22 protein-coding genes and 1 pseudogene are annotated in these 23,504 nt (G+C 68.4%); 16 read left to right on the forward strand and 7 right to left on the reverse strand.

All coding sequences use genetic code 11. The features are described from left to right. Window positions 1-2: 2 nt before the first annotated feature. A complete protein-coding gene (locus KCG34_RS21110) occupies window positions 3-1,724 on the reverse strand; it encodes a tyrosine-type recombinase/integrase (protein ID WP_211937576.1) in 1,722 nt (573 codons plus the stop codon). A gap of 154 nt (window positions 1,725-1,878) precedes the next feature. Here KCG34_RS21110 and KCG34_RS21115 point away from each other — a divergent pair. Further along, a pseudogene (locus KCG34_RS21115) lies at window positions 1,879-1,963 on the forward strand. A 49-nt stretch (window positions 1,964-2,012) separates the two neighbouring features. Here KCG34_RS21115 and KCG34_RS21120 read toward each other — a convergent pair. After that, complete coding sequence (locus tag KCG34_RS21120; protein ID WP_211937577.1) at window positions 2,013-2,834, reverse strand: universal stress protein; 822 nt, start codon at window positions 2,832-2,834, stop codon at window positions 2,013-2,015. Window positions 2,835-2,982: 148 nt separating this feature from the next. After that, window positions 2,983-3,657 (reverse strand): helix-turn-helix domain-containing protein, encoded by a 675-nt coding sequence (locus KCG34_RS21125; RefSeq protein WP_211937578.1) that lies wholly within the window; start codon window positions 3,655-3,657, stop codon window positions 2,983-2,985. Between the two features lie 155 nt (window positions 3,658-3,812). Between KCG34_RS21125 and KCG34_RS21130 the strand changes: the two genes are divergently transcribed. Further along, entirely contained in the window at window positions 3,813-5,351 is a 1,539-nt protein-coding gene (locus tag KCG34_RS21130) for a sensor histidine kinase (protein WP_249138102.1), read from the forward strand. After that, on the forward strand, window positions 5,341-5,955 hold the full coding sequence (gene fixJ / locus KCG34_RS21135) for a response regulator FixJ (RefSeq protein WP_211937579.1): 615 nt from the start codon (window positions 5,341-5,343) through the stop codon (window positions 5,953-5,955). Before KCG34_RS21130 ends, fixJ begins: the two co-directional genes overlap by 11 nt. A gap of 14 nt (window positions 5,956-5,969) precedes the next feature. Here the strand turns inward: fixJ and KCG34_RS21140 are convergent, their stop codons facing one another. Next, entirely contained in the window at window positions 5,970-6,569 is a 600-nt protein-coding gene (locus tag KCG34_RS21140) for an NAD(P)H-dependent oxidoreductase (protein WP_211937580.1), read from the reverse strand. 134 nt (window positions 6,570-6,703) lie between these two features. Between KCG34_RS21140 and KCG34_RS21145 the strand changes: the two genes are divergently transcribed. Beyond that, window positions 6,704-8,020 (forward strand): NRAMP family divalent metal transporter, encoded by a 1,317-nt coding sequence (locus tag KCG34_RS21145; RefSeq protein WP_211937581.1) that lies wholly within the window; start codon window positions 6,704-6,706, stop codon window positions 8,018-8,020. 273 nt (window positions 8,021-8,293) lie between these two features. Here the strand turns inward: KCG34_RS21145 and KCG34_RS21150 are convergent, their stop codons facing one another. Then, a complete protein-coding gene (locus tag KCG34_RS21150; protein ID WP_211937582.1) occupies window positions 8,294-8,455 on the reverse strand; it encodes a hypothetical protein in 162 nt (53 codons plus the stop codon). Between the two features lie 269 nt (window positions 8,456-8,724). On the opposite strand from KCG34_RS21150, the gene ccoN reads away from it, so the two are divergent. The 11 genes from ccoN (at window position 8,725) to KCG34_RS21205 (ending at window position 19,484) form a co-directional block, all read left to right on the forward strand. Beyond that, window positions 8,725-10,410 (forward strand): cytochrome-c oxidase, cbb3-type subunit I, encoded by a 1,686-nt coding sequence (ccoN, locus tag KCG34_RS21155; RefSeq protein WP_211937583.1) that lies wholly within the window; start codon window positions 8,725-8,727, stop codon window positions 10,408-10,410. A gap of 13 nt (window positions 10,411-10,423) precedes the next feature. After that, complete coding sequence (gene ccoO / locus KCG34_RS21160; protein ID WP_211937584.1) at window positions 10,424-11,155, forward strand: cytochrome-c oxidase, cbb3-type subunit II; 732 nt, start codon at window positions 10,424-10,426, stop codon at window positions 11,153-11,155. Continuing rightward, complete coding sequence (locus tag KCG34_RS21165) at window positions 11,152-11,325, forward strand: cbb3-type cytochrome c oxidase subunit 3 (RefSeq protein WP_211937585.1); 174 nt, start codon at window positions 11,152-11,154, stop codon at window positions 11,323-11,325. Before ccoO ends, KCG34_RS21165 begins: the two co-directional genes overlap by 4 nt. Further along, window positions 11,322-12,194, forward strand: coding sequence for a cytochrome-c oxidase, cbb3-type subunit III (gene ccoP, locus KCG34_RS21170; RefSeq protein WP_211937586.1), 873 nt, complete (start codon window positions 11,322-11,324; stop codon window positions 12,192-12,194). Before KCG34_RS21165 ends, ccoP begins: the two co-directional genes overlap by 4 nt. A gap of 21 nt (window positions 12,195-12,215) precedes the next feature. Then, entirely contained in the window at window positions 12,216-13,724 is a 1,509-nt protein-coding gene (gene ccoG, locus KCG34_RS21175) for a cytochrome c oxidase accessory protein CcoG (protein ID WP_211937587.1), read from the forward strand. Then, window positions 13,721-14,212: a FixH family protein gene (locus tag KCG34_RS21180; RefSeq protein ID WP_211937588.1), complete on the forward strand. Its 492-nt coding sequence runs from the start codon at window positions 13,721-13,723 to the stop codon at window positions 14,210-14,212. Before ccoG ends, KCG34_RS21180 begins: the two co-directional genes overlap by 4 nt. Continuing rightward, window positions 14,203-16,398 carry a heavy metal translocating P-type ATPase gene (locus tag KCG34_RS21185; RefSeq protein ID WP_211937589.1) on the forward strand — a complete coding sequence of 732 codons (2,196 nt, stop codon included), beginning with the start codon at window positions 14,203-14,205 and terminating at the stop codon, window positions 16,396-16,398. Before KCG34_RS21180 ends, KCG34_RS21185 begins: the two co-directional genes overlap by 10 nt. 35 nt (window positions 16,399-16,433) lie before the next feature. Continuing rightward, window positions 16,434-16,532 (forward strand): cbb3-type cytochrome oxidase assembly protein CcoS, encoded by a 99-nt coding sequence (gene ccoS, locus KCG34_RS21190; protein ID WP_376788226.1) that lies wholly within the window; start codon window positions 16,434-16,436, stop codon window positions 16,530-16,532. Window positions 16,533-16,715: 183 nt separating this feature from the next. Further along, a complete protein-coding gene (gene hemN, locus KCG34_RS21195) occupies window positions 16,716-18,122 on the forward strand; it encodes an oxygen-independent coproporphyrinogen III oxidase (RefSeq protein WP_249138103.1) in 1,407 nt (468 codons plus the stop codon). A gap of 95 nt (window positions 18,123-18,217) precedes the next feature. After that, entirely contained in the window at window positions 18,218-18,838 is a 621-nt protein-coding gene (locus KCG34_RS21200) for a 2OG-Fe(II) oxygenase (RefSeq protein ID WP_211937591.1), read from the forward strand. 10 nt (window positions 18,839-18,848) lie between these two features. Further along, the gene (locus KCG34_RS21205; RefSeq protein ID WP_211937592.1) at window positions 18,849-19,484 is read left to right on the forward strand and encodes a 2OG-Fe(II) oxygenase family protein; all 636 of its coding nucleotides are present in this window, start codon (window positions 18,849-18,851) and stop codon (window positions 19,482-19,484) included. Here the strand turns inward: KCG34_RS21205 and KCG34_RS21210 are convergent. After that, window positions 19,438-20,400 carry a LysR family transcriptional regulator gene (locus KCG34_RS21210; RefSeq protein ID WP_211937593.1) on the reverse strand — a complete coding sequence of 321 codons (963 nt, stop codon included), beginning with the start codon at window positions 20,398-20,400 and terminating at the stop codon, window positions 19,438-19,440. The two genes, KCG34_RS21205 and KCG34_RS21210, sit on opposite strands and share 47 nt — an antisense overlap. A 100-nt stretch (window positions 20,401-20,500) precedes the next feature. On the opposite strand from KCG34_RS21210, the gene ilvD reads away from it, so the two are divergent. Then, window positions 20,501-22,351, forward strand: coding sequence for a dihydroxy-acid dehydratase (gene ilvD / locus KCG34_RS21215; RefSeq protein ID WP_211937594.1), 1,851 nt, complete (start codon window positions 20,501-20,503; stop codon window positions 22,349-22,351). A gap of 62 nt (window positions 22,352-22,413) precedes the next feature. Here the strand turns inward: ilvD and KCG34_RS21220 are convergent, their stop codons facing one another. Beyond that, the gene (locus tag KCG34_RS21220; protein ID WP_211937595.1) at window positions 22,414-23,379 is read right to left on the reverse strand and encodes a transporter; all 966 of its coding nucleotides are present in this window, start codon (window positions 23,377-23,379) and stop codon (window positions 22,414-22,416) included. Window positions 23,380-23,504: the final 125 nt, after the last annotated feature.

Genomic DNA, 23,504 nt, shown 5'->3' on the forward strand with positions numbered 1-23,504 from the left:
GCCTAGACCAGCGAAGCGGCGGGGACGCCCCATTCAGAGCGCAGCTGGCGGAGATGGTCGACGGTAAGCGTTCGCGCGCCTGAAAGGATCTCAGACGCGCCGATCGCGCCAACGAGCATGGCCAAATCCCTTTCTGTCTTACCCTGGCTGTCCATGACGCGGATCAGGGCGGCCGCGGGGTGGTTCGCGGCTGGCCGCCGCGCCTCCTCATAGGTGCAGATCAAGAGTCTCAACACTTCGGCTCGGTTGGCCGCCTCTGTCCCAGGCAGAGGAGCGGCCGATAGATAGCGGCGATAGGCGCTGGCGGCCTCGTCATAGTCCACATCATTTCGTATTGGTCGAAGCGGCGTCGCGTCGCTGATTGCAGACGCGGCAGGTCCTCTTGTAGCCAACTCGATTGGTCGCGGCATAGCATGCCCGTTAAGCTCTCGCGGCGGCGATAGCGCCTCGCGATGAACCTGCGTGGCGACCGGCTCCACGCTTGGTTGTTGATCAATCACTTTGAGTCCGAGAAGATCCGCAATGTGAGCGGAGATGTGATCCGCCGCCATGACCAGAGCGCGGTCAACGTGAACATAGCGCTGTGTGACACCTTGTGCGGCGTGTCCGAGAAGGCCGGCTATTGTCAGCTCGGTGTAGCCGAGATCAGCCGCGACGCTGGCGAATGTGTGCCGGAGCGTATGCAGGGACACTCCGCTCAGCTCGGCCGTCACGCATAGGCGCTGCAGCACGCGATCTGCTGCGATGAGGTGCCCGTCGTTGCGTTCGCTCGGGAAGACGTAGTCCCGATCAGGCGTTTGCCGTTGCAGATCAACCAGCGCCTTGGCGGTTTGGCCGATGATGCGCAATTGCTTGCCCGTCTTGGTGTCGGGGAAGCGAACACAGTGCGCATCGAGCCAAGCATAGCGAAGCCCGAGCGCCTCCGATCGCCGAAACCCGGTTAGAAGGATAAGCTGGATGGAGGCCAGCCCGGCAGGCAGGTCAGCCTCATATTCACGCGACCGCATGGTTTCACCGAGCCTGACGATCTCGGCTTCCGACAGTCGGCGGGTTCGTCGCTCCAGCGGAAGTTGGCGCACGCCGAGGGCTGGGTTCGCCCCAATCAGGCCCCAGCGAACGGCATGCCCGAATATCGCCCGTAAGGTCGCGACGCACCGGCTCGCCGCGCCGGCCCCGCCGCGTGTGTTGCCGCCGCGACCCTTCCGCCGTTTCGAGGCGGCGGATTTCCCGGCGGCGATGTCCGCTTGCAGGCGTTCAATATCGGCGAGCGTGATCGCGCGGATGGCGCGCGCACCAAGCAGCGGCTTGATGTGCTCCTTGATCCGAGACTCGTCGACCTGAAGCGACGAGGCCTTCATCGGCTGGCGATTTCGGCTGAGCAGCCGGCCGGCGCGAGCTTCCTCCAGATACCAATCGCACATCTCCGACACGGTGGCGCCGGCCCGCATCGCTTTGCGCTCAGCAGATGGATCTTGCCCCCCAGCGACCGCGCCGAGCTGCTTTCTGGCGAGCTTGCGCGCCGTTTCGGCGATCAGCGTCGAAGCCTGGCCGATCACCATCCTGCGGCTCAGGCCGTCGGCGTTGCGATATTGGACGATGTAGGTCTTCACGCCGGATGCGCGGATGCGGACCCCGAAGCCCTTGACCTCGGTGTCCCAGATGAAGGTCTCGCCGGCGGCGGGAGCCGGAGCATCCTTCACGAGCGTCTTTGTCAGCTTGGGCATGGTCTGCTCACGATCTGCTTCCCGGCTGCTTCCACGCTTCCCGGGCTGGGTGCGCGGAAGCACATGGGAAGCAGGGCTCGCGTAAAGCGTGTCGTGGCCCATCGTGCAAACGGCGGGCAAAAAGTCAAACAAAACATATGGTAGTAGCAAAATCGGCGGAAATCGGTTATCGCCGGTTATAAACTCTAGGTAGATTCCTAAACCTGGGGTCGCGTGTTCGAGTCACGCCGGGGACGCCAGCAAACCGGCACGTCCGCCGTCGGAGCTGCGGCGCGGCCGCCAGCGGTTTCAGTGGCTGAACAGGATGTGCCGTGAGGACGCCGCCAGCAGGTCTTCGGTGGCGCCGCCCAGCGCCCATTCCTGCAGGCGCGGATGACCATAGGCGCCCATCACTACAAGATCGGCCTGGAGATGGCCGGCGGTGCGGTCGATGACCTCGGCCACGGCGGACGAGCCTTTCGGCGCCACCAGGGTGTCGGCGACCACGCCGTGGCGGGCGAGCCGGCTGACCACCTCTTGCAGCCCTGGCTGCTCGACGGATTCGGCCTCGCCGCTCACCGTCAGCAGGGTCACCCTGTCGGCGCGCATCAGAAAGGGAAGGGCGTCGGCCAGGGCCCGCCGCGATTCGCGGGTGTTCTTCCAGGCCACCAGCACGTGTTCGGCCTTCAGCTTGGCCGGGGTGTCGGCGCAGACCAGGACCGGGACGCCGGCCTCGAGCACCACGTCCGGCAGGTTGGCGGAGAAGGCGGCCGCGGCGCCGCGCCGGGGGCGGCTGGCGACGATCAGGTCCGCTCCACGGGCATGCTGGGCGAGTTCGGCCGCCGGGTACTCGTAGCCCGTGATCCAGTCCGCCACGATCTCGGCGTTGCCGACGAGCGTGCGGAAGCGCTGCTCGGCCAGGGGCAGGTCGATGGCGATCCGCTCGCGCACGGCCTCGATGACCATGCCGTCCGTGGCGGCGAAGCCGGTGGCCATCACCGGGGCGAAGCCCTCGCAGCCGAGCCCGACGACCTTGGCGGCGAACATGCCGGCGACCTGCGAGGCCAATTTGATGCGATCGTCGCAGGCCTGGTCGGCTTCGACATGCACCAGGAGCGTCTTGTACGACATTGCCGATCTCCGGCGCGTTGGTTTGTGGTCTTGGATCAATCCGGGGCGGAAACGGAGATTCGCTCGGCCCCGGTCAGGTCTGGCCCGGTCAGGTCTGGCCCGGTCAGGTCTGGCCCGGTCAGGTCTGGCCCGGTCAGGTCTGGCCCGGTCAGGCGTCGCAGCCGGCGAGGGCTTCGGGCCTGGACAGCACGATCCGGCGCGAACTCGGAATGGCGATCATGTGGTCGCGCTCGAGCTGGGTCAGGGTGCGGGAGACGGTTTCGACGGTCAGGCCCAGATAGTCGGCGATATCGGCTCGCGACATCAGCAGCTGGACCCCGCCGGCGAACGGGGAGCGTTCAGCCATGTCCAGGAGGAAGGAGGCGACGCGTTCGGTCGCCGTCTTGCGGCCCAGCAACATGGCGTGGTCCTGCAGCCGCTCAAGTTCGCCGGCCGCCAGGCCCCAGAGCCAGCGCGCCGCCTCGCCGTCGGCGCGCGCGGCGCGCTCGATGGCGGTGCGCCGGACCAGGGCGACGACGCAGCCGCTGACCGCCTCGGCGGAGAATCTGTGGGTTTCGCCGCGCTCCAGCCCGAAGACGTCGCCCGGCAGGTGGAAACCGACCACCTGGCGGCGGCCGTCGCTGAGCACACGGAAGGTGCGGGCCGCGCCCGATACGATCTTGTAGGCGAAGTCGGCTTCTTCCTGCTCGCCGAAGATTTCCTCGTCGCGCTCGAAGCGCATGGTGAAGCCGCCCAGGCAGAGGCCCGGGAACATCTCGACGCCCGTGCCGGTCGAGTGATCGTGCAGGGCCGGGGCCGTCGCGAGGGTCTCTGCGGTTTGCATCGCTGGTCTCCGATGTTGACGCATCATCGGTAGCGCCGGCCGCACACCGGAGAAATTCGGGTCGTCACCCTAAGGCCCATCCCCTACGTAGTCCTACGGATACCGGGCGCGGGCGGGCTCTGGGATAAGGCGAAATTCACGATCGACCCGCCTTGATGGAACGCAGCACCGCGACTACCCCTACAGCCATGCGGGACCTATGGCGGACGATCGACGAGCTCGCCGCAGCACCCAGGCGATCATCGCGCTGGGGCGCGTATCTGCTCGCCATCTGCTGGGGCGCGGCTGTGCTGGCCCTGCGCTATCCCTTCCACGGTATCGTCGCGGGCCGGTCGGCGTTCCTGATCGCGACCGGCGGGGTGATCGCCTCCGCCCTCGTGGGGGGAATCGGTCCCGGGCTGGTCTGCACGGCGCTGGGGCTGGGGGACGGCCTGCTGATGATGAACGCCAGCACGGGCGCGATCGACCGCGAGGTGAGCGTCACGACCTTCGTCCTGCTGGGAGTCGGGGTCTCGATCGCCGGCGAATGGCTGGGGCGGGCTCGGACCGAGGCTGCCATCGCCAACGCCCATCTTTATGAGCGCGAAGCCCATCTGCAGTCGATCCTGGACACGGTGCCGGACGCCATGGTGGTGATCGACGAACAGGGCTTGGTCCGCTCGTTCAGCGCCGCGGCCCAGCGCCTGTTCGGTTGGCGCCCGGACGAGGTGATCGGGCGCAACGTCAAGATCCTGATGCCTCAGCCCTACCGGGACGCCCACGACGGCTATATCGAACGCTACAAGGATACCGGCGAGCGCCGCATCATCGGCATCGGGCGCGTGGTGGTCGGCGAACGGCGGGACGGTTCGACCTTCCCGATGGAGCTCGCCGTCGGCGAGATGCGGGTCGGCGGCCACCCCTATTTCACCGGCTTCGTGCGCGACCTGTCCGAGCGGCAGGAGACCGAGGCCCGGCTGCAGGAGCTGCAGTCGGAGCTGCTGCACATGTCGCGGCTGACCGCCATGGGCGAGATGGCGTCCACGCTGGCCCATGAGCTCAACCAGCCCCTGTCGGCCATCGCCAGCTACCTGAAGGGCGCGCGCCTGCTGCTGAGCGCGCCGCAGCACGATGCGGCGCGCATCTCCGAGGCCATGGACAAGGCGGGCGACCAGGCGCTCCGCGCCGGCCAGATCATCCGTCGCCTGAGGGACTTCGTGGCCCGCGGCGAAGCCGAACGACGGGTCGAGAGCCTGCCGAAGCTGATCGAAGAATCCAGCGCGCTCGCCCTGGTCGGGGCCAAGGAACTCGGCCTCAGGGTCCGCTACCAGATCGACCCGAAGGCTGACCTGATCCTCGCCGACAAGGTGCAGATCCAGCAGGTGGCGCTGAACCTGATCCGCAATGCGATCGATTCGATGGAGGGCTCGCCGCGGCGCGATCTGATCATCGCCACCGAACTGATCGGCCCGGATCAGGCGCGCGTCAGCATCAGCGACACCGGCTGCGGCATCAGCCCCGAGGTGGCCGATCGCCTGTTCCAGCCCTTCGTCACCACCAAGAGCCAGGGCATGGGCGTGGGCCTGTCGATTTCGCGCACCATCATCGAGGCCCATGGCGGACGGCTCTGGGCCGAACAGAACCCGGGTGGCGGAACGATTTTCAGATTCACCCTGCGCACGGTCAATCAGAACGAGGTCGACCATGTCGAATGAGCCGGTGGTCCATGTCATCGACGATGACGAAGCGGTCCGCGACTCCCTGGCCTTTCTGCTCGACGCCGCTGGCATGAAGTCCAGGACCTATGAATCGGCGGACGCCTTCGTCGCCCGGCTCGACCAGGCCGAGCCCGGCTGCGTGGTGACCGACGTGCGGATGCCGGGGATGAGCGGCGTGGACCTGGTCCGGCACCTGACCGCCGCCGGGTCCAGCCTCCCCGTGGTGGTGATCACCGGCCATGGCGACGTCTCCCTGGCGGTCGAGGCGATGAAGGGCGGCGCGATCGACTTCATCGAGAAGCCGTTCGACGACGACACCATCCTTTCGGCCCTGAAGGGCGCCTTGTCGGGCAGCCAGGACCGGCAGGTGCGCGCGGACGAAAAGGCCGTGATCGCCCAGCGCCTCGCCCAGCTCTCCACCCGCGAGCGCCAGGTGCTGAACGGGGTGGTGCTGGGCAAGCCGAACAAGATCGTCGCCTTCGAACTCGGAATCAGCCCGCGCACGGTCGAGGTCTATCGCGCGAACCTGATGACCAAGATGCAGGCGCAGAGCCTTTCGGAACTGGTGCGCATGGCGCTGCTGGTCGACCCGGACCGATAGGCGGGAGCGGGGGCTTAGTCCGGCCTGACCCCGAAATGCCGCCGCGCCATGTCGGCGGTCTGTTCCAGGCAGGCCGTCGCCGCCTCCGGCGTCAGGTTCGGGATGATGTCGCCGAAATGCAGGTGCTCGATCGCTGACAGGCCGCAGACCGCCGCGACATGGCGATCGAACAAGGTGCGCAGCGCCTCGAAGGAGCCGGTCTCGCGCACCCATCGCTGGGGCGCCCCGGAGGTGGTGATCGTCAGCATGGAGCGCCCGCTCAGCGCGGGGCGATTGCCGGCGTCGCCCATCGAGAAGCCGAAGCCGTAGCCGAACACCCGGTCCCAGTAGCCCTTCATCATCGCCGGCGGCGCGTTGAACCACAGCGGATAGACGAAGACGAAGACATCGGCGCCGCCGATCGCGGCCCGCTCGGCGGCCACGTCCGGCCGGGGCGTTGCGGTCAGGTCGTGGGGCAGCTCCTCCAGCGGCAGCCGAGGATCGAAGCCGAGGCGGTACAGATCGCGGAGCGTCGCCGTATGCCCCAGGCTCTCGACGGCCGAAGCGTAGGCGCGGGCCAGAGCCAGGTTGAGGCTTTCCGGGTTGGGATGGGCGACGATGACGGCGTGTTTCATGCGGCGGCTCCAGATTTTTGGGCCTCTCTGGCGTGTGCACTCTGTCTCTCGATCCTATGATGCGCTTTGATCCAGGTCATCGGAGCAACGCCCGCTTACGGCCGGGCTTTAGCGGCCGCCAGAGGGAACCGCCGATGCGTGACGGGAACGTCGACGACCAGCCGACAGGGCGCCTCGCCGGGCTTTGGCGACGCCTCGTCCAGCATCCGCTCGAGAAGCTCGGCCCAGGCCTGATCACCGGGGTGGCGGACGACGATCCGAGCGGGATCGCCACCTATTCCCAGGCCGGCGCCCAATTCGGCCTCGACATGCTTTGGACCCTGCCGCTGACCTATCCTCTGATGGCGGCGGTCCAGTCGATGTGCGCGCGGCTCGGCCGCGTCACCGGCAAGGGCCTCGCGGCCAATATCAAGGCGCACTTTCCGCCCTGGGTCCTGTGGTCGGTGGTCGTCCTGCTGGTGATCGCCGACACCTTGAACATCGGCGCCGACGTCGCCGCCATGGGCGAGAGCGCCCAACTGGTCCTCGGCCTGGACAGCCGGATACTGACCGTCGCCTTCGCCCTCCTGACCCTCAGCCTGCAGCTGCTGGTGCCCTACCATCGCTATGTGGTCTTTCTGAAGTGGCTCACCCTGGCGCTGCTGGCCTACGGGGTCGTGCTGTTCACCGTTCGCGTGCCCTGGGGCGCGGTGGTGGCCCATACCCTGTATCCGCGCTTCAAGCCGACTGCGACGGCCGCCACCACGGTCATCGCGGTCTTCGGCACCACCATCAGCCCGTACCTGTTCTTCTGGCAGGCTTCGGAGGAGGTGGAGGACATGGAGGAGGCGGAGAGTCCGGCCGGACGCCAGCCCCTGGTCGAGGCGCCGGCGCGCGCGCGCCCGGAATTGCGGCGCATCCGCTGGGACACCTGGAGCGGCATGCTCTATTCCAACGTGGCCGCCTACTGCATCGTCCTGGCGACCGCGGTGACGCTGCACAGCGCCGGCATCACCGACATCGAGACCGCGGCCCAGGCCGCCAGCGCGCTTCGTCCGCTGGCCGGCGGCTTCGCGTCGGTGGTCTTCACCCTGGGCATCCTCGGCGTCGGCCTGATCGGCGTGCCGGTGTTGGCGGGGGCGTCGGGCTATGCGATCGCTGAGGCCATGGGGTGGCCCTGGGGGCTGGAGCGCAAGGCCACCGACGCCCGCGGGTTCTACGCCGTCATCGCCGCCGGCGTGCTGGCCGGCCTGGTTCTGGAATTCACCCCGATCAGCCCGATGAAGGCGCTGTTCTGGAGCGCGGTGATCAACGGCGTGGTCGCCACGCCCCTGGTGGTGGTGATCGTCCTGCTCTGCCGCAGGTCGGACGTTATGGGAGGCTTCACCGTCGGCCGGGTGATCAGGACGCTCGGCTGGATCACGGCGGCGGTGATGGGGGCCGCGTCCCTGGGCATGTTCGTCCTGTCTTAATCTGGATCAAGCCTGGGCCGGCTTTGCCGACGCAGTCTGCTCCGCGATTCAATCGCGGAGTTTTCACATGACGGGCGAAGCCCTCTTCCTGGACATGGTCATCGTCGCTTTCAGCGTCTTCGGCGTGGTTCTGTTCTGCACGTCGCTGTACGCCAACGGCGAGCGCCGCGCCAAATAGCCTCCGATCAGGGCCCCCTGGTCAAAGACGAGTTTGACGGCCGGGCGCTCCACGCCCGGCCGTTGTTGATTGCCGAATTTCCATGGCGGGGCGCTTCAGGCCTGGCGCTGGAGCCTCATCGCCGTCGGCGCGATCAGGGTCAGCGCTCCGGCGAGCGCCAGGGCCATGGCTGCGTAGCATCCTGGGCAATGCAGCGTCGCCGGGTGCGCGCCGCAGATCGGGCCGAGCCCGCGCAGCCAGATCGCGCGATAGATCATGAGGCCAGCCTCAAGGCCCGCACCGGACGCGAGCAAGGCCAAGCCCGCGGCCCACTGGACCCCAAGCGGGTCCGGTGAAATGCGATTTTGTCCCACGTGCGAACCTCCGCAATGCGCCTAACGACCAGCACCTTCCTCCCCTGAACGCCCGTCCTGGGGAGCAGCGACACAATGCCCGGCCCGCAGGCCGACCATGTTGATCTGGATCAACGCCGATAGGCCCCGCCCCCGCGACAAGTCGGCCCTCTATTGGCGGGGACTTTCGACCCATGACTGCAATTACAAGTAAGGCCGAGGGGGGCGCCCCGCTCGACGCCGCACTGGCGCTCTCATTCACGGTGATCGGCGCGATCGGCGCCTGGACCGTCGCGGCCCTCACCAAGGATCCCGGCTTTCAGGTGCACGCCCTGATCTTCGCCGCGGCCTTCACCGTCGCCTCCCTGGCCCTGACCGGCGGCATCTCGTCCGGCAAGTTCGCCCAGCCCACCGACAAGTACATGGACGGAGTGATCAAGGCCGGGGTGATCGCCTCGATGTTCTGGGGCGTTGTGGGCATGCTGGTCGGCTTGACCCTGGCCAGCCAGCTGGCTTGGCCGAACCTGTTCTACTTCCCGGACCTGGGCTTCCTCAATTTCGGGCGCATCCGCCCGCTGCACACCTCGGCGGTGATCTTCGCCTTCGGCGGCAACGTCCTGATCTCGACCTCCTTCTACGTGGTGCAGAGGACCTGCAAGGCGCGGCTGGCCGGCGGGATCGCGCCCTGGTTCGTGTTCTGGGGCTATCAGCTGTTCATCGTCCTGGCCGCCACCGGCTACCTGATGGGCATCACCCAGACCAAGGAATACGCCGAGCCGGAATGGTACGTGGACCTGTGGCTGACCATCGTCTGGGTCGCCTACCTGCTGGTGTTTCTCGGCACGATCTGGAAGCGCAAGGAGCCGCATATCTATGTGGCCAACTGGTTCTACCTGGCCTTCATCGTCACTATCGCGGTCCTGCACCTGGTCAACAACGCGGCCCTGCCGGTCTCGCTGCTCTCGGCCAAGAGCTACTCCGCCTATTCGGGCGTGCAGGACGCCCTGATCCAGTGGTGGTACGGCCATAACGCAGTCGGCTTCTTCCTGACCGCCGGCTTTTTGGCCATCATGTACTACTTCATCCCCAAGCGGGTTGAGCGGCCGGTCTATTCCTACCGCCTGTCGATCGTCCACTTCTGGGCGCTGATCTTCATCTACATCTGGGCCGGCCCGCACCACCTGCACTACACGGCCCTGCCGCAGTGGACCCAGACCCTGGGCATGACCTTCTCGATCATGCTTTGGATGCCGTCCTGGGGCGGAATGATCAACGGCGTCATGACCTTGTCGGGCGCCTGGGACAAGCTGCGCACGGACCCGGTGGTTCGTATGCTGATCGTCTCCCTGGCGTTCTACGGCATGTCGACCTTCGAAGGTCCGGTGATGAGCGTGCGCACGGTCAACGCCCTGTCGCACTATACCGACTGGGGCATCGGCCACGTGCATTCCGGCTCGCTCGGCTGGGTCGGCTTCGTCTCCTTCGGCGCCCTCTACTGCATGACGCCGTGGCTGTGGCGGCGTGAGCGGCTCTATTCCGACCGTCTGGTCGAGTGGCACTTCTGGATCTCGACCACCGGCATCCTGCTCTACATCACCGCGATGTGGGTGTCGGGCATCATGGAAGGCCTGATGTGGCGCGAATACACGCCCGAAGGCTTCCTGGCCTACTCCTTCGTCCAGACCGTCGAGGCCAAGCACGTGGCCTATGTGGTCCGGGCTCTGGGCGGGCTGATGTATCTGACCGGCACGGTCATCATGGTCTACAACCTGTGGCGCACCATCCGCGGCGATGTCCGCGAGAGCGAGGCGGCCACTGTCACCGTCAAGCCCGTCCCCATGGGCCCGGCCCTCGCGCCGGCCCCGGCGGCCGCGGAATAGGGGCGTCTCTCACATGTGGAAGCATCACTTCTGGCTGGAGCGCCACTCGCTCCTGCTGATCATCGGCATCATTGTCGTCATCTCAATTGGCGGCATCGTCGAGATCTCGCCGCTCTTCTACCTGGAGAGCACGATCGAGAAGGTGCAGGGCGTCAGGCCCTACACCCCGCTCGAACTGGCGGGTCGCGACGTCTACATCTCCGAGGGCTGCGTCGGTTGCCACTCGCAGATGATCCGCCCCCTGAGGGATGAGGTGGAGCGCTACGGCCACTACAGCCTGGCCGCGGAAAGCATGTACGACCATCCCTTCCTGTGGGGCTCCAAGCGCACCGGGCCTGACCTGGCGCGGGTCGGAGGCAAGTATTCCGACGGCTGGCAGCGGGACCACCTGATCAACCCGCGCGCCGTGGTGCCGGAATCGGTGATGCCGCCCTACACGTTCCTGGCCAAGCAGGACCTCGACTATCACGACATCGCCGACAAGCTCAGGACCATGAAGGCCCTGGGCGTGCCCTATACCGCCGACCAGATCGCCAACGCCAAGGCCGACCTCGAGGCCCAGGACGACCCGGGCGCCAGCCCGACCGGCCTGACCAAGCGCTACGGGGCCAAGGTCAACCAGCGCAATTTCGGCGGCGAGCCGGGCCGCATCACCAAGATGGACGCCCTGATCGCCTATCTGCAGATGCTGGGGACCAGCGTCGACTTCTCGACCTATCAGGCCTCGGGGGACAACCTCAGATGAGCCCGACCGACCACTACGAAGCGGTCTCCCGTTTCGCCCAGCAGGGCGGCAGCCTCTACTTCGCCCTGCTGTTCGCCGCCGTGTGCGCCTACGCCTTCTGGCCCCGCAACAAGGCTGAATTCGACAAGGCCGCGAGAGCGCCTTTGGACGACGAGGAGGATCCGGCATGAGCGGATCTCGCGAACGAGACGAACACTCCGGGGTCGAGACCACCGGCCACGAGTGGGACGGCATCAAGGAGCTGGACAATCCGCTGCCGCGCTGGTGGCTGTGGATCTTCTACGCCACCATCGCCTTCTCGGTCGGCTACTGGGTGCTGATGCCGGCCTGGCCGGGGATCCATGGCTACACCCACGGGATGCTCGGCAACTCGGCCAGGGCCACCGTGGCCCAGGACCTGAAGGACCTCGCGACCCAGCGCGGCGCGGCCGGGGCGGCGCTGAAGACCGCCAGCCTGCAGCAGATCGAGGCCGATCCCAAGCTGCAGTCCTATGCCCTCTCGGTTGGCCAGTCGGTCTTCGCCGACAACTGCGCGCCCTGCCACGGGCAGAGCGGCACGGGCGCCAAAGGCTATCCCAACCTGCGTGACGACGTCTGGCTGTGGGGCGGCAAGCTGGAGGACATCCAGCACACCATCACCGTGGGCGTGCGCTCCGGCGATCCCGACCAGCGCTTCTCGCAGATGCCGGCCTTCGGGCGCGACGGCATGCTGCAGCCGGCCCAGGTCAACGACCTTACCGAGTACGTCACCGCCCTGTCGCACCGGACGGCGGACGCTGCGGCGGTCGCCCGGGCCGCGCCGGTCTTCGCCCAGCAGTGCGCCGCCTGCCATGGGGCCGACGGCAAGGGCAACCAGGCCTTCGGCGCGCCGAACCTGACCGACGCCGATTGGCTCTACGGCGCAGACCGCGTCTCGATCCACGACCAGATCTGGAACGGCCATGGCGGCGTCATGCCGGCCTGGGGCCACCGGTTCGATCCGGCCACGATCAAGGCGCTGGCGGTCTACATCCACGTCAAGTCCGGCGGCGGTCAGTAACCCTCGGGGGAGTAGAGCCTCGTGACGACAGTCATCAACACGATTGGGAATGAGGCGCATAAGCGGGCGCCGGCGAAGGGTTCCGGCCCCTCGCCGGCCGGCGGCCAGCCCGGCGGCCTCTACAAGAAGCGCGAGCCGATCTATCCCAAGCTGGTCCACGGCAAGTGGCGGACCATCAAGTGGCTGGTGCTGATCGCCACGCTCGGGGTGTACTATCTGCTGCCCTGGTTCCGCTGGGACCGCGGGCCGAGCGCGCCCAGCCAGGCCGTGCTGGTCGATTTCACCCACGCCCGGTTCTACTTCTTCTTCATCCAGCTCTGGCCGCAGGAGGTCTACTACTTCACCGGCCTCCTGGTCGTGGCGGCCCTGGCGATGTTCCTGGTCACGGCCCTGTTCGGGCGGCTCTGGTGCGGCTACGCCTGCCCGCAGACGGTCTGGACCGACCTCTTCATCGTCGCCGAGCGCCTGTTCGAGGGCGACCGCAACGCGCGCATGAAGCTGGACGCCGCGCCCTGGTCCTTCGACAAGGCCTGGCGCAAGACCGGCAAGCACGCCGTCTGGCTGGCCATCTCGCTGGCCACCGGCGGCGCCTGGATCTTCTATTTCCACGACGCCCCGACCCTGATGAAGCAGCTGTTCGTCGGCCAGGCGCCGATGACGGCCTATGCATCGGCGGCCATCCTGACCTTCACCACCTATTCCCTGGCCGGGACCATGCGCGAGCAGGTCTGCACCTACATGTGCCCGTGGCCGCGCATCCAGGGCGCCATGCTGGACGATCACTCGCTGCAGGTGACCTATCGGGTCGATCGCGGCGAGCCCCGCGGCGCGCACAAGAAGGGGACCGGCTGGGAAGGCCGCGGCGACTGCGTCGACTGCACCCAGTGCGTGGTGGTCTGCCCGATGGGTATCGACATCAGGGACGGCTCGCAGATGGAGTGCATCAACTGCGGCCTGTGCATCGACGCCTGCGACGACATCATGACCAAGGTCGGCCGGCCGCGCGGCCTGATCGCGTTCGATACCGACGCGGCGGTGCTGGCGCGGGAGGAAGGGCGCAAGCCAGACTACAAGTTTATCCGCCCCCGGACGCTCTACTATGGCGTCACCCTCGCGGTGGTCAGCGGGATCATGCTCTACGGCCTTTTGACGCGCTCGCCCCTGGCGCTGGACGTGATCCGCGACCGCAATCCGACCTTCGTGCGCCTGTCCGACGGCGATATCCGCAACGGCTATACGCTGAAGCTGATGAACCGGTCCAATGCGCCAGCGACCTACCGGATCAGCTTCTCCGGCGTCGACGGGGCGCGGCTGAAGGCGGTGGGCGCGCCGATGGAGGGAGACTCGATCGACGTCGCCCTCGGCCCGGACGGCCAGCGCTCGCTGCAGGTCTTCGTCACCGCCCCGGCGCCGCAGGACGAGCGGCATTCCACCCCGGCTTTGTTCAAGATCAATTCGCCGGCCGGCGAAGCGGTGAAAAAGACGGTCTTCCTGTCGGGCGACGAGGGCCACGGAGACGAAGAGCGATGAGCGCCGCCAAACCCTTCCGCCTGACCGGCTGGCACGTGCTGGGCCTGTTCGTGCTGTTCTTCGGGACCGATATCGCCATCAACACCGGCTTCATCGTCTATGCGGTGAAGACCTTCCCCGGCGAAGTGGCCGGGGAGCCTTATGAAGCCGGCATCGCCTACAACAAGACCCTGGCCGAACAGGCCGCCGAGGCGAAGCTGGGCTGGGCCGCCCGGGTCGAAACGCCGGCGCCGGCTGGCAGGGGCGAGGCGATCCTGGTCAGATGGGCCGACAAGGACGGCCGGCCCCTGACACGCCTGACCGTCACCGGCGACATCAAGCGCCCTGCGACCGAGGCGCAGAACCTGAACCTGCGCTTCGCCGAGACCGAACCCGGCCTCTATCGCGCAGTGGCGCCCGCTGCGCCCGGCGCGTGGGACCTGTCGGTCACCGCGGCCAACGGCCAGGGCGAGAAGCGCACCGCGGAGCGGCGGCTGATATGGCGTTGACTGCGACCCTTTCCGACAGCGCGGCCCTGGCCGCAGACCCTTCGGTGTTTGTCCGCCCGGCGGGCGAGGAGCTCCAGCTTGAGCTGCTGGTCACCGGGGCGCGCTGCGCCGGCTGCCTTGCGAAGATCGAAAAAGGCGTCGGCGCGCTTCAGGGCGTGACCCTGGCGCGAATGAACCTGACCACCGGCAAGCTCGCCGTGCGCTGGCGGCCTGGCGAACTGAAGCCGCGCCAGATCGTCGAGACCCTGAGCCGGCTCGGCTATCCGGCCATGCCCTTCGACCCCGCCGAAGCCAAGGCGCAGGAGGACGTGGAGGGGCGCCGCCTGGCCCTGGCCCTGGGCGTGGCGGCCTTCGGCGCCAGCAACGCGATGATGTTCTCGGTCCCTGTCTGGGCCGGCCTGCTGCACCAGGAGATGGGCGAGGGCGTCCGCACCCTGTTCTACTGGCTGACCGCGATCATCTCCGCCCCCTGCGCGCTTTTCGCCGGCGCGACCTTCTTCAAGAGCGCCTGGCGATCGCTGCGGGCCGGGCGAGCGAACATGGACGTGCCGATCTCGATCGGCGTGCTGCTGGCCATCGGGGTCAGCCTCTATGAGACCGCCTTGCATGGGCGCCACGCCTATTTCGACGCGGCGGTGTCGCTTCTGTTCCTGCTGCTGATCGGCCGCTATCTGGACCACAAGCTGAGAGCCAGCGCCCGCAGCGCCGCCAAGGATCTTCTGGCCCTGCAGACGGTGACCGCGAGCCGCATCGCCCAGGGCGGCGCGGTGGAGGCGACAGCCTTGAAGGACGTCGCCGCGGGCGACCGCCTGGTGGTCCTGCCCGGCGATCGCATGCCGGTGGACGCGGTGATCGAAGAGGGCGCTTCCGAGCTGGACGTCAGCCTGCTGACCGGCGAGACCGCACCGGTCGCCGCGATGGCTGGGACTGCGGTCCAGGCCGGGGCGATCAACCTGACAGGCCGGCTGGTGGTGCGAGCGATCGCTCGGTCCGAGGATTCCGCCGTCGCCGCCATCGCCCGGCTGATGGAAGCCGGCGCTCAGAGCAAGTCGCGCTATGTGCGCCTGGCCGATCGGGCGGCGGCGATCTACGTGCCGACCGTGCACAGCGTGGCGGCCCTGACCTTCGTCGGCTGGATGATCGCCGGACTGCCCCTGCCGGACGCGGTGATGCGGGCCGCGGCGGTCTTGATCATCACCTGCCCCTGCGCCCTCGGCCTCGCCGTGCCGGCGGTGCAGATCGTGGCCTCGGGCCGGCTGTTCCGCCGCCAGGTGCTGGTCAAGTCCGGCGCGGCCCTGGAGCGGTTGGCCGAAATCGACTGCGTGGTGTTCGACAAAACCGGGGTGCTGACCCATGGCCGCCCGCGCCTGGCGGTCGCCGATCCCGCCCTGGTCCAGGCCGCCGCGCCGCTGGCCCGCGCTTCGCGCCACCCGCTCGCCCGGGCGCTGGCCGCCGAGGCCGGCCCCGGCGCCGTGGCGGACCAGGCGCACGAGATCGCCGGCATGGGCATGGAGGGCGTCGTCGAGGGGCGGCGCGCGCGCCTCGGCCGGGCGGCGTTCGTCGGCGCGACCGAGGCCCAGGAAGCCGAAACCGCCCTGTGGTTCGCCTTCGAGGGCGAGGCGCCGCGGCGCATGGACTTCACCGACGACCTGCGCGCCGACGCCGGCCGGACCATCGAGGCGCTGAAGGCGCGCGGCCTCACGGTCCAGGTGCTGTCGGGCGACGTGGAGGGCGCGGTGCGGCGGGCCAGCCTCGGCGCCGGTGTCGAGCAGTATCGCGCCGGTCTCAGCCCGTTCGACAAGGCTGCGGCGATCGACGCCCTGATCGCGGCCGGCCGCCGGCCCTTGATGGTCGGCGATGGCTTGAACGACGCCGCCGCCCTGGCCAAGGCCCATGTCTCCGTCGCCCCCGGCGCCGCCGCCGACGCCAGCCAGACGGCGGCCGACCTCGTCTTCCAGGGCGAGGCCCTGTGGGCCGTGGTCGATGCGATCGACGTCGCCAGGGCCGCCCGCCGGCGTGCGCTGGAGAACTTCGCCTTCGCCGCCGCCTATAACCTGGTGGCCGCACCGGCCGCCGTCATGGGCCTGGTGACCCCGCTGATCGCCGCCCTGGCCATGTCGGGATCGTCCCTGGCGGTCACGCTGAACGCCCTCAGGGTCAACCGCGCGGGAGGAACAGGCCGATGACCGCGATGATACTGCTGATCCCGATTTCCCTGGCCATGGCCCTGGTCGGCCTTGCCGCGTTCGTCTGGACGCTCCGCTCGGGCCAGTACGACGATCCCAAGGGCGACGCCGAGCGGATCCTGCAGGACGACTGAGGCGCGGTCACGGTTGATTTGCATCAAGGCGGCTTTGCCGCCTGGGTCCAGGATTTCCACGCTCGACATGTCCCCACAGGTCGAGCCCGGCTCGATCTCCCCCGGGATCGCTTGTGAGCCGCCCGTAGACGAGCGCCCTGCCTTCCGTACCCCCGGGCGGGGCGCTCCCTTCTTGAGTTCGCCATGACCGATCAGATGCTGGCGCCGCCGCGCGCTTCCGAGGTTTCCGCTCCGGCCGACGTCACGGGGCTTTTGCTGTCGCGCTACGGGGGGCAGGTCCCCCGCTACACCAGCTATCCGACGGCCGCCCAGTTCGGTCCCGAGGTCGGCGCCGACCTGCATGGGGAATGGCTCTCGCAGGTCTCCCCGCACAAGCCGGTGTCGGTCTATGCGCATATTCCATTCTGCGCCCGCCTCTGCTGGTTCTGCGGCTGCAACACGCGGGTGGTGAACAGCAAATATTCGCTGGCCGGCTATCTGGCTGTGCTGCGCGCCGAAGCGGCCCTGGTCGAGCAGCGGTTGCCCGCGGGCGTCTGGGCCAACGCCCTGCACCTGGGCGGCGGCACGCCGAATCTGCTCTCGCGCGACGACCTCAACGCCCTGTTCGACATCGTCCGCCACGTCTTCAAGCTGGCCCCGGGGGCGGAGGTCGCCGCCGAACTGGATCCCGCTTCCCTGACCCGCGAATGGGTCCGGGCCGCAGCCTTCCATGGCCTCAGCCGCGCCAGCCTGGGGGTCCAGGATCTGTCGCCCCATGTCCAGGCGGCGGTGAACCGCCGCGAGAGCTTCGAAGTGGTGGCCAGCAGCGTGGCCTGGCTGCGCGAGGTTCAGGTCCGCTCGATCAATCTCGACCTGATGTACGGCCTGCCCTGCCAGACCTCGGCCGACGTGGTGGCGACCCTGGACCAGGTGCTGAGGCTGCAGCCGGAGCGCATCGCCCTGTTCGGCTACGCGCACGTGCCCTGGATGAAGGCGCACCAGAAGCTGATCGACGCCAAGGACCTGCCGGGCCTTTCCGAGCGTTTCGACCAGTCGGCGATCGCCGCCGAACACCTGGCCCGTGCGGGCTACGTGGCCATAGGCCTCGACCATTTCGCCCTGCCGCACGACGAACTGGCCGTGGCGACCCGCGAGGGGCGGCTGCACCGCAATTTCCAGGGCTACACCACCGACGCCTGCAAGACCCTGATCGGCCTCGGCGCTTCCTCGATCTCCAGCTTCGCCCAGGGCTATGCGCAGAACGCCTCGACCGAGCTCGACTGGCGCCGCCGCGTGGCCGACGGCGTCCTGCCCACCGCGCGCGGGCGGGTGGTCACCGAGGACGACCGCTTCCGCGGCCAGATCATCGAGCGGCTGATGTGCGACTTTGCGGTCGACCTGGAGCAGGCCTGCGCCGACCACGGCCGCGGGCTCGACCGGCTGGCCGAGGAGATCGGCCGCCTGGAGGCGATCATCGCCGACGGGCTCGCCGAATTCGACGGCCGCCGCCTGGCCGTGACCCGCCGCGGCCGACCCTTCGTGCGCTCGGTCGCCGCCGTTTTCGACCGCTATCTCCAGCCGAGTGTGGCCCGGCACGCGCCGGCCGTCTGAGCGGCTGCGCGCCCTGCTGATCTCGATCAAGCCGGCGCCGCCCGGGCGTCGGCATGGTCGCGCCGCATTCAGGCCGCGGCGCCGGGAGAATCACCATGCTCGATCTCGATCGCCTGAGGGCCGCCACGGTCCGCGATGAGCCGTTCCGCTTCTTCTCCACCGACATCATCGATTCCGAGCAGCTGCCGGCGGTCCTCGCGGACTTCCCAACCATTCACCAGTCGGGGCTGTTTCCGGTCGAGGACTTGAGCGGCGGGCTGGCGTTCGACGCCCTGGTCGAGGCTCTGCGCAGCCCGGCCTTCGAGGCGGCGATGGAGGAGAAACTCGGTCTCTCCCTGGCCGACAAGTCGCTGATGATCACCGTCCGAGGCCGCTGCGCCGAGCGGGACGGGCGGCCCCACACCGATTCCGAGGACAAGGCGGCGACGGCGCTGATCTATCTAAACCCTGGCCCCTGGGAGGCGGAGGGCGGGCGGATCCGCCTTCTCAACAGCGCCGACCTCGACGATGTCGCGCTTGAAGTTGCGCCCCGGGCAGGGGTCATGGTCGCCTTCCGGCGCAGCGACCGCTCCTGGCACGGCCATCCGTCCTTCGTCGGCCAGCGCCGATACCTGATGCTCAACTGGCTGGTCTCGGACGGCGCGCGGGCCAAGCATTTCGCGGTGCACAAGCTGTCCTCCGCCGCCAAGAAACTCGGGCTGGTCCATGCTCGCTGAGGCTCCTGACATGGCCGCCGGGTTGCGTGGCGGATTTCTGGACTCGGTCCGCCGCCACCGACATGAGGCGCGCCCCTTCGACCACTGGGTTCTCGAACGCGCACTGCCAGCCCGGACCTGCGACGAAGTCCTCGCCCTGCCATTCGCCCCGCCGGCAGCGGCGAGCTTCGACGGGCGACGCGAGAGCAACAACAGCACCCGGGTCTATTTCACCCCCGCGCTGCAGGCGCAGTATCCGGTGTGTGCGGCGGTCGCCGAGGTGTTCCAGGATCAGGGGACACGGGATGCGCTGGCCACATTGACCGGCGCGAGCCTGGACGGTGGGCGGCTCAGGATCGAATACTGCCAGGACGTGGACGGCTTCTGGCTGGAGCCTCACCTCGACATCCCGGTCAAGCTTTTGACGATGCTGATCTACCTGTCCGACGATCCCGCCCTGGCCGACGCCGGCACGGACGTTTACGGGCCGGGGCCGGAGCATCCGCCCATGGGGCGTGTCGACTACAGCCAGGGGCGCGGATTGATCTTCACGCCGGGCTCGGACACCTGGCACGGTTTCACCCCGCGCCCGATCCATGGCGTGCGCAAGACGCTGATCGTCAACTACGTCGGGCCGGAGTGGCGGGCGGTGGAAGAACTGGCCTGACGGCGTCGCGGTCTGCGGGCGTCTGGATCGCCACCTCGATCAAGCGCGCCAAGGTCGGCTCGGTGTCGTCGCGGCGCCAGACGAGGCCGGTCTCCAGCGCCGGGGCGCCTTCCTGAAGATCGACATAGCGCACGCCGGTGCGGGCCAGGTGGCGCAGGGATGCGGGGACCAGGGCCATGCCCATGCCGGCCGAAACCAGGCTGATGATGGTCTGCATCTGGATGGCTTCCTGGGCGACGTGGGCGTGGCCGCCGCGGGCCGTGTAGTAGTCCAGGACGAGGTCGTAAAAGGCCGGGGCCACGCGCCGCGGGAACACGATCAGCGGGCTCGCGATCACCGCCGCGGGCGGCAGGCGGCCGGCCTCGAGGCGGATGCGCCCGGTCTCCAGCCAGGTCTCGGGGAGCGCGGCGATCAGGGGCTCCGACACCAGCCGGCGGTAGGCCAGGGGGGCGGGCAGGGCGCTGTCGGCCGGCGGGATGATCACGCCAGCGTGGCCGCGACCGTCCAGCAGGGCCGCGATCTGCACGTCGCTGGTGGCCTCCACCAGGGTGATCTCCACATCAGGGTAGAGGGCGGCGTAGCGGCGCACCAGGCTCGGCAGGATGCTGTAGTCGGCGGTGCTGATGAACGACAGCTCCAGCCGCCCGGCCTCGCCCTGGCGCAGGCGACGGGCCAGGTCCGGTAGGGCGTCCACCCCGGCCAGGGCGGCCTTGACCGGCGCCAGCCAGGCGGCGCCGAACGGGGTCAGGGCCACGCTGCGCTTGGTGCGGGCGAACAGGGGCGCGCCCAGTTCGCGCTCCAGGGCCTGGATCGACTGGCTGAGCGGCGGCTGGGTCATGCCCAGCAGCTCGGCCGCCCGGCCGAAATGCAGGGTCTCGGCGACGGCGGCGAAGTGCCTGAGTTGACGGATGTCCATAGTGATATGTTTGGCGACTTTATTGACGCTGAATAATATATTTCACCGCAAGCTGAAAGCGGCCTACTGACGCCGATCTCCTTCTCGTCAGGTCTGCGCCATGCCCGCCTATCGCTCCCGCACCACCACCCACGGCCGCAACATGGCCGGCGCCCGCGCCCTGTGGCGCGCCACCGGCATGCGTGACGGCGACTTCGGCAAGCCGATCATCGCCGTGGCCAACAGCTTCACCCAGTTCGTGCCCGGCCACGTGCACCTGAAGGACCTGGGCCAGCTGGTGGCGCGCGAGATCGAGGCGGCCGGTGGGGTGGCCAAGGAATTCAACACCATCGCGGTCGACGACGGCATCGCCATGGGCCACGACGGGATGCTCTATTCCCTGCCCAGCCGCGAACTGATCGCCGACAGCGTCGAGTACATGGTCAACGCGCACTGCGCCGACGCCATGGTCTGCATCTCCAACTGCGACAAGATCACCCCCGGCATGCTGATGGCGGCCATGCGGCTGAACATCCCCACCGTGTTCGTCTCCGGCGGGCCGATGGAGGCCGGCAAGGTGGTGGTCAAGGGCGCCCAGCGGGCCCTGGACCTGATCGACGCCATGGTGGTCGCCGCCGACGACAGCTACGACGACGCCTCGGTGCAGGCGATCGAACGCTCGGCCTGCCCGACCTGCGGCTCGTGCTCGGGCATGTTCACCGCCAATTCGATGAACTGCCTGACCGAGGCCCTGGGACTGTCCCTGCCGGGCAACGGCTCGGTCCTGGCCACCCACGCCGACCGCGAGGGCCTGTTCCGCAAGGCCGGACGCGTGGTCGTCGAACTGGCCCGGCGCTGGTACGAGGAGGGCGACGTCACCGCCACCCCGCGCGGCATCGCAACCTTCGCCGCCTTCGAGAACGCCATGACCCTGGACATCGCCATGGGCGGCTCGACCAACACCGTACTGCACCTGTTGGCTGCGGCGCAGGAAGGCGGGGTCGACTTCACCATGGCCGACATCGACCGCCTGTCGCGACGCACGCCGTGCCTGTGTAAGGTCGCCCCGGCCAAGAGCGACGTGCACATGGAGGACGTCCACCGCGCCGGCGGCATCATGGCCATCCTGGGCGAACTGGAGCGGGCCGACCTGATCGACGCCAGCCTGCCGACCGTGCATGCGCCGAGCCTCGGCGCAGCCTTGGCCCAGTGGGATATCGGCCGCACCAACAACGAAGAGGTGCGCACCTTCTACAAGGCGGGCCCGGGCGGGGTGCCGTCCCAGACCGCCTTCAGCCAGGCGGCGCGCTGGACCACGTTGGATGACGACCGCAAGAGCGGGGTGATCCGCTCGGCCGAGCATCCCTTCAGCCAGGACGGGGGACTTGCTGTGCTGTTCGGCAACCTGGCGCCCGAGGGCTGCATCGTGAAGACCGCCGGGGTGGACGAGTCGATCCTGACCTTCCGCGGCAAGGCGCGCGTCTATGAAAGCCAGGACGCCGCCGTGTCCGGCATCCTGGGCGGCGAGGTCCAGGCGGGCGAGGTGGTGGTGATCCGCTACGAGGGCCCCAAGGGCGGTCCCGGCATGCAGGAAATGCTCTATCCGACCAGCTATCTGAAGGCCAAGGGTCTCGGAAAGGCCTGCGCCCTGATCACCGACGGCCGTTTCTCCGGCGGAACCTCGGGCCTCTCGATCGGCCACGTCTCGCCGGAAGCGGCCGAGGGCGGCCTGATCGCCCTGGTGGAGACGGGCGATTCGATCCTGATCGACATTCCCAATCGCGGCATCAATCTGGAGCTGAGCGACGAGGTCCTGGCCACACGCCGCGCCGAGATGCAGGCGCGGGGCGCCAAGGCCTGGAAGCCGGCGGCGGAGCGCCAGCGCAACGTCTCGCCGGCGCTGAGAGCCTATGCGGCCATGACCACCAACGCCGCGCGCGGCGCGGTGCGGGACGTGAGCCAGCTGGGCTGATCTGGCTTTGAGTTGGAGCGGGTTGCGGGCGGAAAGCCGCTTCGCGCTTTTCCTCAACCCGCTCAGAACACCATGTTCAGGGCCGCGACCGGGACCACCGCGGCGGTCTCGTTGCGGCCGGCGGCCAGCACCCGGGCGCCGGCGATCAGGCCGACCCGGCTGTTGAAGTTGTACTCGACCGCCGGGGCGAGATAGAGGGCGCGGCCGACCGGCGTTACGCTTCGAACTGGGCTTGAGCCAGGATAGGCGCCGGCGATCCGGGTGCGGCCATCCTGCTCGCCCCAGATATCCAGGGCCAGGACCCAGTTGCTGGTGGCGCTGTATTCGAAGGCCAGGTCGCCAAAGACGCTGTCGCCCGGCTGAGCGTGGCCGCGGAAGCCGGCGGTCGTGCCATAGACGCTGAGGTCCCTGACCCGGACCCCGTCAGAGGTCGCATAGGATAGGTCGAGCCGGGTCCTGAGCACCCGCCCGTTCGGCGTCCAGAAATAGGTCTGGGCGTAGAGCGAGAGGGTGGTGGTATGGGCCCCGGCGCCGAACCCGTCATTGGCCTTCTTCAGCCGGTCGTAGCGGCCGGTGGGCAGGGTTTCCTGTACGTTGACCGACAGGGTCGGCATCCACGAGCCGGCGTGAAACTGGGTCAACTGGTACTGGGCCTGAAGCGACAGGTCGCCGACCCCGATCCCCGAACTGTTCCGGCCCGTGCCCTCCTGCACATAGCCGAAGCGGGGGATCACCCCGACCGTGAAGCGGTCGGCCAGGCCGTAGTTGATATAGGTCAGCGATCCGAAGTCGTTCTGGTGCGGCAGGCTGTGCTCGGCGCCCCGGCCGTCGACGTGGGCGTAAGGCAGGGCGTCGTAGAGATAGGGCTCGATCAGCACGTGTCCCTTCGGCAGGGTCCCGGCCGATGGGGCCAACAGCGGCCCGGTCCACCAGGCGTCGTCCAGGCTCTGCTTGTCGGTCGGCGCGTCGGCCCTTGCGGCGCCGGGGGTGAGCGTCAGCAGGGCGAAGGCCGCCAGAACGGCGGTCATCAGGGTTTTCATGAAAGCTTGGGCCTCTCAAGGGTTACGCGATCCTGGGATCGCCGGCTTCGCCCCCGTTCGCGCCCCGTATCTTGCGGCGGGATCACACTGGCCCTGTCGTCCGCCCCCGGACG

The sequence above is a fragment of the Phenylobacterium montanum genome (assembly GCF_018135625.1).
Classification (GTDB): Bacteria; Pseudomonadota; Alphaproteobacteria; order Caulobacterales; family Caulobacteraceae; genus Poindextera; species Poindextera montana.

What these genes read in the sequence shown, in the direction of transcription:
- KCG34_RS21110 (WP_211937576.1), bottom strand. Translation starts at nt 1,724, where the DNA reads ATGCCCAAGCTGACAAAGACGCTCGTGAAGGATGCTCCGGCTCCCGCC.
- KCG34_RS21120 (WP_211937577.1), bottom strand. Translation starts at nt 2,834, where the DNA reads ATGTCGTACAAGACGCTCCTGGTGCATGTCGAAGCCGACCAGGCCTGC.
- KCG34_RS21125 (WP_211937578.1), bottom strand. Translation starts at nt 3,657, where the DNA reads ATGCAAACCGCAGAGACCCTCGCGACGGCCCCGGCCCTGCACGATCAC.
- KCG34_RS21130 (WP_249138102.1), top strand. Translation starts at nt 3,813, where the DNA reads ATGGAACGCAGCACCGCGACTACCCCTACAGCCATGCGGGACCTATGG.
- fixJ (WP_211937579.1), top strand. Translation starts at nt 5,341, where the DNA reads ATGTCGAATGAGCCGGTGGTCCATGTCATCGACGATGACGAAGCGGTC.
- KCG34_RS21140 (WP_211937580.1), bottom strand. Translation starts at nt 6,569, where the DNA reads ATGAAACACGCCGTCATCGTCGCCCATCCCAACCCGGAAAGCCTCAAC.
- KCG34_RS21145 (WP_211937581.1), top strand. Translation starts at nt 6,704, where the DNA reads ATGCGTGACGGGAACGTCGACGACCAGCCGACAGGGCGCCTCGCCGGG.
- KCG34_RS21150 (WP_211937582.1), bottom strand. Translation starts at nt 8,455, where the DNA reads ATGATCTATCGCGCGATCTGGCTGCGCGGGCTCGGCCCGATCTGCGGC.
- ccoN (WP_211937583.1), top strand. Translation starts at nt 8,725, where the DNA reads ATGACTGCAATTACAAGTAAGGCCGAGGGGGGCGCCCCGCTCGACGCC.
- ccoO (WP_211937584.1), top strand. Translation starts at nt 10,424, where the DNA reads ATGTGGAAGCATCACTTCTGGCTGGAGCGCCACTCGCTCCTGCTGATC.
- KCG34_RS21165 (WP_211937585.1), top strand. Translation starts at nt 11,152, where the DNA reads ATGAGCCCGACCGACCACTACGAAGCGGTCTCCCGTTTCGCCCAGCAG.
- ccoP (WP_211937586.1), top strand. Translation starts at nt 11,322, where the DNA reads ATGAGCGGATCTCGCGAACGAGACGAACACTCCGGGGTCGAGACCACC.
- KCG34_RS21180 (WP_211937588.1), top strand. Translation starts at nt 13,721, where the DNA reads ATGAGCGCCGCCAAACCCTTCCGCCTGACCGGCTGGCACGTGCTGGGC.
- KCG34_RS21185 (WP_211937589.1), top strand. Translation starts at nt 14,203, where the DNA reads ATGGCGTTGACTGCGACCCTTTCCGACAGCGCGGCCCTGGCCGCAGAC.
- ccoS (WP_376788226.1), top strand. Translation starts at nt 16,434, where the DNA reads ATGGCCCTGGTCGGCCTTGCCGCGTTCGTCTGGACGCTCCGCTCGGGC.
- hemN (WP_249138103.1), top strand. Translation starts at nt 16,716, where the DNA reads ATGACCGATCAGATGCTGGCGCCGCCGCGCGCTTCCGAGGTTTCCGCT.
- KCG34_RS21200 (WP_211937591.1), top strand. Translation starts at nt 18,218, where the DNA reads ATGCTCGATCTCGATCGCCTGAGGGCCGCCACGGTCCGCGATGAGCCG.
- KCG34_RS21205 (WP_211937592.1), top strand. Translation starts at nt 18,849, where the DNA reads ATGGCCGCCGGGTTGCGTGGCGGATTTCTGGACTCGGTCCGCCGCCAC.
- KCG34_RS21210 (WP_211937593.1), bottom strand. Translation starts at nt 20,400, where the DNA reads ATGGACATCCGTCAACTCAGGCACTTCGCCGCCGTCGCCGAGACCCTG.
- ilvD (WP_211937594.1), top strand. Translation starts at nt 20,501, where the DNA reads ATGCCCGCCTATCGCTCCCGCACCACCACCCACGGCCGCAACATGGCC.
- KCG34_RS21220 (WP_211937595.1), bottom strand. Translation starts at nt 23,379, where the DNA reads ATGACCGCCGTTCTGGCGGCCTTCGCCCTGCTGACGCTCACCCCCGGC.